5 protein-coding genes are annotated in these 8,631 nt (G+C 60.3%); 2 read left to right on the forward strand and 3 right to left on the reverse strand.

The window, feature by feature from the left end:
• Positions 1-450: 450 nt before the first annotated feature.
• On the reverse strand, positions 451-1,161 hold the full coding sequence (locus IEQ42_RS27040) for a GntR family transcriptional regulator (RefSeq protein ID WP_210706175.1): 711 nt from the start codon (positions 1,159-1,161) through the stop codon (positions 451-453).
• A 197-nt stretch (positions 1,162-1,358) separates the two neighbouring features.
• On the opposite strand from IEQ42_RS27040, the gene lapG reads away from it, so the two are divergent.
• A complete protein-coding gene (gene lapG / locus IEQ42_RS27045) occupies positions 1,359-2,051 on the forward strand; it encodes a cysteine protease LapG (protein WP_210706176.1) in 693 nt (230 codons plus the stop codon).
• A 14-nt stretch (positions 2,052-2,065) separates the two neighbouring features.
• Positions 2,066-4,012: a cyclic di-GMP receptor LapD gene (gene lapD, locus IEQ42_RS27050; protein WP_210706177.1), complete on the forward strand. Its 1,947-nt coding sequence runs from the start codon at positions 2,066-2,068 to the stop codon at positions 4,010-4,012.
• 98 nt (positions 4,013-4,110) lie between these two features.
• On the opposite strand, the gene IEQ42_RS27055 is transcribed toward lapD, so the two are convergent.
• Together IEQ42_RS27055 and IEQ42_RS27060 are read right to left on the reverse strand one after the other, a co-directional pair.
• Positions 4,111-4,449, reverse strand: coding sequence for a tryptophan synthase subunit beta (locus IEQ42_RS27055; protein ID WP_210706178.1), 339 nt, complete (start codon positions 4,447-4,449; stop codon positions 4,111-4,113).
• Between the two features lie 148 nt (positions 4,450-4,597).
• The coding region (locus IEQ42_RS27060; RefSeq protein ID WP_210706179.1) for an immunoglobulin-like domain-containing protein at positions 4,598-8,631 on the reverse strand (4,034 nt) is incomplete at its 5' end.

Raw genomic sequence — 8,631 nt, forward strand, 5'->3', positions numbered from 1 at the left:
CAGCACGATCAGAGGAAAGAGCCGTGAATTAAAGACAAGAAGGGTCTGTTTTTCGGCCGACTTGGATTTTTTGAACCTCAAGCAGCGAGGGCCTCAAAAATCGGTGGGTACTTCAGACCTTCCCTAAGGGGATGAAAGGTGGCCTGGAACGGCGCCGATCTTTCCTTTTCCCGTGGCAAGGCTCCTTCCGTAGGTTCCTGTTGCGGGGACTGCGCCTTCAGTGCGGTGCGTCACCCGTTCTTTATTGTGTTGGCCGTTCATGACTGAGGGTAACTGGCCTCCACGGCTATTACCGATTCGTCACCGCGAGGCGTACAGATTTCGGGCGTGTTTGGCGCAGGAGGTTAGAGCGCAAGGGGGGATATGCCAGTGGATTCGTGCCCGTAGGGCGGGGGATTTGTAAGCGGGTTATTCGCCGGGTAGAAGCATTGCCCCTCCCGGCGTGCAGGTTCAGCGTGCGGCTTTGCGTTGTTGCGCCTCAGGGCTGGCGAGATAACGGTTGATGACTTCAACGCCGCGGTTGAGATGCTGCTCAAGCAGCGCCACCGAACGTTCGACATCACGCTCCATCACCGCTTGCAGCATGGCGCGGTGGTCGTCCTGAGACAGCTTGCCCAGGCCCATGGCCTCGAGGTTGAAGCGCAGGAAGCGCTCCTCTTCGTTGAGCCCGTCTTCGACCAGCCGCAATAGGCGCTGGTTGGGTGCCTTGCTGTACATCGCCATGTGCAACAAACGGTTGAGCCGGCCGATCTCCGTATAATCGTGCTGAGTCTCGAGTTCGTCGATATACCTGGCCGCCTGCTCGTGATCGGCAGCGGTCAGCAGCGGAATGGATTGGCGCATGGCTTCGGACTCAAGCAGAATCCGCAGCTCGTAGGTCTGCGTGGCATCACCCTGAATCAGCGGCGCAACCACTGCGCCTTTGTGTGCGGTCACACTCAGCAGCGACTGTGCCTCAAGCTGACGCAAGGCTTCGCGCACGGGCATGCGGCTGACCCCGAACAGATCGGCCAGATCCTGCTGGCGCAGGGCGGTACCGCAGGGCAAGCGTCCATCAAGGATGGCTGCGCGCAAGGTTTCTTCAATGATCGAGCGAGCCAAGTGTGCGGGAATGGGCCCATCGACTTTAATGCTCTGCAGCGGTTTGGGCTTCTGTGTCACGACTACGCACCCTGTATGTCGACTGAATTTGGATCCAAAGGACACTAGTGACTGCTCTACAGCTTGTCAAACCGTGTAGAGGATTCACGCCTGCAATATAGTTTAGCGCGGTCACGATGATCTCATGGTGCCATTGTTTTTTAACGGGCTAAGCTTCACCATCAAACGCTTTCCTTCCTGCCCTCTGGAAACCTGCTGTGGCGGTACGTTTCGCGATCCCTCGGATGATGCGCTGGCTAGGCTGCGCACTGTTGCTGGCCGGCCTCATGCTGGGCGGTCTGAATGCCGATTGGGATTTTTCCGCGATCAGCCGCAAGGCCGCGGCGATCTACGGCCCGCTGGGCGCCGGACAGCAGCGGATCGATGCCTGGCAAAATCTGTTGGCCACGCAGAAACAGGTCGGCGAAATGGAAAAACTCAAAGTGGTGAACCTGTTCTTCAACAAACAGGTGCGCTATGTCGAAGACATTGATCTGTGGCATGAGGTCGACTATTGGGAAACCCCCATCGAAGCACTGTGGAAAGGCGCCGGTGACTGCGAAGACTATGCGATCGCCAAGTATTTCAGCCTGCGTCATCTCGGCGTGTCCAGTGACAAGCTGCGCATCACTTACGTCAAGGCACTGCGCCAGAACCGCGCGCACATGGTGCTGACGTACTATGCCACTCCCGATGCCATGCCACTGGTGCTCGACAGCCTGATCGATCCGATTCAGCCTGCCTCCCAGCGAACCGATTTGCTGCCGGTCTACTCTTTCAATGCTGAAGGTTTGTATTTGCCGGGCGCCAAGGGCAACAAAAAGGTCGGCGACACCAAGCGCCTGTCGCGCTGGCAGGATGTGCTGAAGAAAATGCAGGCCGAAGGTTTCGCGATCGAAACGATTAACTAGGAGCACGCGCTCAGATGTCCTTGTTCAAACAGCTGTTGCTCGCTATCTGTCTGTTCCTGGTGGTCGCCTTCACCGGCAGCTTCATGGTCAGTCTGGAGAGCTCGCGTACTCAGTACGTCAACCAGTTGCGCTCTCACGCTCAGGACGCCGCCACCGCGTTGGCGTTGTCGCTGACGCCGAATATCGACGACCCGGCGATGGTCGAGCTGCTGGTCAGCTCGATTTTCGACAGCGGTTACTACGCGAGCATCCGTGTGGTCGATGTGAAGACCGACCAGACCATCGTCGAGCGCAACGGCGCCCCCACGGTGAGTAACGTGCCGGACTGGTTCGTCAAACTGATCGGTCTGGAGCCGGCCGGCGGCGATGCATTGGTCAGTCGCGGCTGGGAACAGGCCGCGCGGGTCGAGGTGGTCAGCCATCCGATGTTTGCCGTGGCCAAGCTGTGGCAGAGCGCGTTGGGCAGCCTCGGTTGGCTGCTGGTTTGCGGCGCCGTGAGTGCGGTGCTCGGCGCGCTGCTGCTGCGTCGCCAGTTGAAGCCGCTGGATTACATGGTCAAACAGTCCCACGCCATCGCCCGGCGTGAATTCCTCAGCCTGCCGGACCTGCCGCGTACCCCTGAACTGCGCCGTGTGGTGCAGGCGATGAATCAGATGGTCGAAAAGCTCAAGGCGCTGTTTCAGGAACAGGCCGAGCGCAGCGAAAAACTGCGCGCCGAGTCCTATCAGGACAACCTCACGGGGCTGGCCAACCGACGTTATTTCGAGATGCAACTGAACAATCGCGTGAGCAACCCGGAGCAGGCCAGCTCAGGTTATCTGCTGCTGTTACGGGTCCAGGATCTGGCCGGGTTGAACCAGCGCCTGGGGGGGCAGCGCACCGATGAATTGTTGAAAGCGGTTGGCGAGCAACTGTCGCGCGAATGCGCCAAATACCCGGAAACCCAGAACCTCGTCACGCGTATTCGTGGCGGTGAGTTTGCCGTGCTGGCGCCGGGACTGGTGCGTGAGGAAGCGCTGCAACTGGCGCAGAACCTCGACAGTGCCCTGAGCAGCCTGCACGCCACCGGCGCAACTGACGTGGCGGCGGTAGCGTCGATCGGTCTTGCGCCGTTTGCACACGGCGATTCACCACAAGCGGTGCTCAGCCTCGGCGATCAGGCCTTGGCCCAGGCCGAAGGGCAGGGCGAGCAGAACTGGGCGTGTATCGATCAGAGCCTGAACGCCGATGTCGGCGACGATCACCATGCCTGGCATCGCTTGCTTGACCAGGCTCTGAGTCAGCAGCGCTTCGAGTTGTATTTCCAGCCAGTGGTGGCCGCGCAAGACACGCAACTGGTGCTGCATTACAAGGTGCTGTCGCGCTTGCTCGACGAGCAGGGCCAGACCGTTCCGGCCGGTCGCTTCTTGCCGTGGCTGGAGCGCTTCGGCTGGACCGCACGGCTCGATCGCCTGATGCTGGAGCGTGTGCTGGAGCAGATGAAAGAACATGAGGATTCGCTGGCGCTGAACCTGTCTTCGGCTACGTTGGCGGACCCACAGGCATTGAACAAAATCTTCGAGATTTTGCGGATGCATTCCAACCTCGGCCCACGCCTGACCCTTGAGATCGGCGAGGAGCAATTGCCTGAACAGGCGGTGTTGGAGCAATTGACCCGGCGTCTGCGTGAACTGGGTTTCTCCCTGAGCCTGCAACGTTTCGGCGGACGCTTCAGCATGATCGGCAACCTGGCGCGGCTAGGGCTGGCGTACTTGAAGATCGATGGCAGCTACATTCGGGCGATTGATCAGGAGAGCGACAAGCGTCTGTTTATCGAAGCCATTCAGCGCGCGGCGCACAGCATTGATCTGCCGCTGATTGCCGAACGGGTCGAGACGGAAGGGGAGTTGTCGGTGATTCGCGAGATGGGCTTGTATGGGGTTCAGGGGCAGTTGTTGGGTGAGCCCAAGCCCTGGAAGTAGATCTCAAGATTTGAAAGCGAAAAGATCGCAGACTTCGGCAGCGCCTACATTGGAATGCGTTCCCTGTAGGCGCTGCCGAAGGCTGCGATCTTTTGCTTCTAAATCAACCCGCCCTCATCCTCATCAATCAACTGACTTAACCCGCCCAATGCCTCACGCGCCTGGGTCCGGTCCATCAGCTTGGCCTGGGCCGCTTCCGGCAGGTCGGTGACGCGGATCACACCTTTGCTGGTCAGCACCTGAATCAGGTCGTCGAGTACCCGAATCATCTCAAAGTCGCTCTGCTTGAGCTGTTTGAGGCTGTTTTCCACGGCTTCGTTGGCGTACCAGGCCAGGATTTCATGGTGGTCGGCCGGCAGCGTTTCCGTGGCCTCGGCGTAGGCCGCAGCTTCCACGCGAATCAACTCACCTTGCGCATCGCGTTGCACGTAAAACATTGGGCAGCCCTCAGATATGAACCAGCGTCATGCTGTCAGCAGCATAGCCAACTGCGCGCAAGTATGCGGTGCGGCGACCCAATCGTCACCGCTGCGCTCATCACAAACGTGACGGCCGCCCTGGAAGGGCGGCCGTTTTTTACGCGGATCAGCTGTTGTTGTGGTCGACTTTGATGGTCGGGTCGCTGCCGGCAATCAGGTTGTGGATGTTGGCGCTCGACCAGTTGTTGCCTTCCAGTTTGATCGTCACGTCCGGGGTTGCTGCGGCGGCGTCACCCGAGTTGAACTTGCCTGCCGAGCTGACTTGCAGCGACGACGTGCCATCGACCGTGGTGATCTTCAGGAAGTTGTCGATGGTGCTGCCGGTTTCGCCCTGCAACAGATCACGCAAGTCGATACGGTCACCTTCGGCGGCTTTGAAGTCCTTGATCACGTCGCTGCCGGTGTCACCCGCCTTCCAGACGAAGGTGTCGGCACCGGAACCACCGATCAGGATGTCATTGCCCTGACCGCCGATCAGCGTGTCGTTGCCGGTACCGCCCAGCAGGATGTCATTGCCTTTGCCGCCGTCGAGCCAGTCGTTGCCGCCCGAGCCGAACAGGATGTCATTGCCCGTGCCGCCCAACAGGGTGTCGTTGCCATCATGCGCACCGGATACGTCGAACGCCTGATAGTGCTCGGTGATGTACTGATGCACATTGCTGGTGCTGACTTTGCTGACCTCGACGCCGGTTTCCTTGGCGACGAATGCCTGCATTGCCTGGTAACCCTCGCCGGCAATGCCGTTGAAGCTGACCAGGTCGCCGAACAGGATGTCGTTGCCGGCGCCACCGTTGACGGTGTCGTTGCCCGGCATCGTCGCTTCGGTGTGGCCGATGATCGAGTTGGCCAGATCCTTTGGATCGATGTTGGTCTGCGGTGTGCTGTCCGAGTCGTACGGCTTCAGGTCGTTGAGGCTGACGCCGCCGTTGAGGCCGATGGCTTCGACGGACGATAACTTATCCAGCAAGGCGAAGCTGCTGGTGGAGTTATCGCTGGTATTGGCATTGGTGCTGTTGCCCGTACCGGCAAGATTGGACAGCTCGTAAGTGCCATCGCCTTGAGCATGGATGGTGCCCAGCGTGCTGCTGCTCCAGCCCCACCACGAGCTGTAAGTCTGCAGGGTTACAGACCCGGAGCTGTTAATGCTCAAGTAGTGCGTGTTGTCGATGTAAGTGCTGAAAGTATCGCCCGGCTTGTAGTTGCTGGTCGTCACTACACTGTCGAGCTTCACGTTGCCGTATAGCGTCGGGTTGCTCTGCTCGCCGTTCTGGTAATAAGTCGGCTGACCATCGGTGATGAAGTAGGTGAGGTTCTTCGCCCCGGTGTTGGCCACCGCGTCAGCGCTCTGGAACCAGTTGGCTGTGGTTTTGAACACATCCTCGTAGTTAGTGCCGCCGCCGGAGCCCATCGAATCCAGCACGGCTTTGAGCTGCGTCAGGGCGTTTGGATCGTTAAGGTTCACCGACACCGATTTATTGACCTGGGTATCGAAGTCCACCAGAAAGATGTTCACCGTGCCCGAGTTGCCGCCGCCCATGCTCTGCTTAAGGGTGTTGAACACCGAGGTCAGCGAGTCCTTGGCCGCGTTGAGCGACGAGGTGCTCATACTGCCGGAGCTGTCGACCATGAACGCGATGTTGTAGTTGGTGCCTGGCACTACGGTCAGACCGCCGATGTCGGCGACAACGATGTCGTTGGCGTCGGTACCGACGACAGTATCGTCAGCCGAAGTCGCGGTAATGGCGTTGTAAACCGCCGGCACCACGGTGACCGGAATGGTCGCGGTGCTGCTGGCCGAACCGCCCACGGCTTCGGTGGAGGTCGAAGTCACGGTCAGGTTGAACTGGCCGTTGTAGTAGGTCGGCGGGGTTACGGTCAGGCTGCCGAGGCTCCAACCGGTGACGTTGGCTTCGCCGTTGCTCGCGGTGACGGTGAAGCTATGGCCGGCGCCGTCGCTCAGTACCGAACCGACCGGCGCACCGCTGATCTTCACGCTCAGGGTTTCCGAGCCGTCGGTGTCGGTCAGCGCGGTGTTGATCGCCGACAGTTTCACCGTGGTGCCTTCGGCGCCGGTGTTGAGTTTGTAGCCGTCGTAATAGCCTTCGCCGTTAGTACCGTGCAGGTCGGAGACGGTCACGCCGGAGTTCACCAGATCCTGCACGCCGGTGTAGATCGGCACGCCGGCGCTGCTCAGGTCGATTGGCGTGCTGCCGTTGACCGACAGGTTCACGTCATAGCTACCCGGGCCACTCTGGTTGTGGTGGTAGATGTCCAGGGTGTAGTAGCCGCTGGTGGTCGGGGTGAACGAACCGCTGATCGCGCCCCCCGCGCCCCAGGTACCCGACGCCACGTTCTTGCCGCCGATGGTGATCAGCAGGCTGTCGTCGGCCACACCACTGAAGCTGTAGGTCTTGCCGGCTTCCAGGTAGATCAGGCCCGACGTTTTCGATGCGGTGCCGGCCGTCACGCTGCCGTCGGACTGCACGTTTGTCACGCTGCCGCTGGAGTTCGGTGTACCAGCACCGTCGATCACGTTTTTCAGGGTGGTCGAATCTGCGCCGTTGCCGTTGGTGCCAAGGCCCGACAGGCCGGTCCAGACTTCCTTGATCAGCCCGGTGGACTTCACGCTGTTGTCGGCGACGCCCACGGTCGGAGCGTCCGCCACTGGCGTGATGTCGATCTTCACGGTGCCGGTGTTGCCCAGCAATTGGCCGTCGGTTGGCTGGAACTTGATCTGCGCATAGTCGGCCTGGTTGTTGCCCACGCCGGTGCCGCCGTAACCATTCACCCCCGACTCGTTGGCGTCAGGCATGAAGCGCAGCTTGCCAGCGTCGATGTCAGCCTTGCTGAAGGTCTGGTTGTTGGCGACGTCTTTCCAGGTCGAACCGTCGAGGTACTGCAGTTTGCCTTCACCCGGCAGCTGGGTGATTTTCACCCCGAGGCTGCTGGCCGGGCTGTCGACGTCCGTCACGCCGAAGGTCGACCAGCCCAGGATCAGCGGGGTGTCTTCGGTGCCGGTGACGTTGACCGGCGCTGCAACCGGTGCGTCGTTCACCGCCACCACATTGACTGTGGTGGTTGCGGTGTTGGAGTAGTTGCCGCCATCGGTCACGGTCACGGTGATGATGCGCGGCACGGTGCTCGGATCTTCACTGTTGTTGGTGAAGCTGATGTTCTTGATCGCCTGCATGTAATCGGCAAGCGTCGCGTTACCCGACAGAGTCAGGGTGACAGTGCCGTTAGTGCTGTTTGCATTGATCGTGATGCCGTTGACGCTGTTGCCCAGATTCAGCGCATCGCCGTCCTGACGGTTGGTCAGCACGACGGTGGCGCCGGTCAGCATGGTGCTGTCCGGGTCGGTGATTTTGAGATCGGTGTCGGCAATCGACACGCCGGCGCCCGGTGTGTTCTCGGTAAAGGTCACTTTGTAGTCGGCCCCGGTGGCGCCGCTGGAGTTGTTGGCATCCAGATCGATAACCGGTGGCGCATCGTTGTCGATGATCGAGGTGCTGACGCTGCCATTGGTGGTGCTGACCGCCAGATTCTCGAAGTTGCCGCCAGTGGCCGAGTCGATCTTGACCACGAAGTTCTCGGTGCCTTCGGTGATCTTGTCATCGAGGGTCGCGACGTTGAACTGCGCGCTGCTGGCGCCGGCCGGGATCTTCACGGTGTACACGCCAGTGAAGTCCGAACCGTCGGCAGCGGTGCCGCTGTAGACGATTTTCAGGGTCACCTCGGTTTGCGCCGGGTGCGTCAGGCTGACGGTGTAGCTGGCGGTCTGACCTTCCGTTACCGAGGTGCTGCCGGTGATGCTGGCAGTGGTGGTGTCGATGGTGTCGGTGACGCTGGTCACGGCCGGAGTCGTGCTCGGCACCAGTTTTTCGAAGTTGCCACCTGTGGCGGTGCTGATCGTTGCCTGCACGGAACCGGCGTCTCTGTAGACGTCATCGGCTGGCGCAGGAACGGTCACGGTGCCGGTTGTTTTGCCAGCGTCGATGGTGATCACCGAGCCGTTGCTCAGAGTCACGGTCACTGGCGAGCCAGCAGCGTTGGTCAGAGTGGCGGTGTAGGTGATCTGGCCACCCTCAGCCACAGAGCCAGTGGCGCTCAGCGACAGGTTGGTGGTGTCGACGGTGTCGG

This window comes from Pseudomonas iridis (assembly GCF_017980685.1).
In the GTDB taxonomy this organism is placed as follows: domain Bacteria; phylum Pseudomonadota; class Gammaproteobacteria; order Pseudomonadales; family Pseudomonadaceae; genus Aquipseudomonas; species Aquipseudomonas iridis.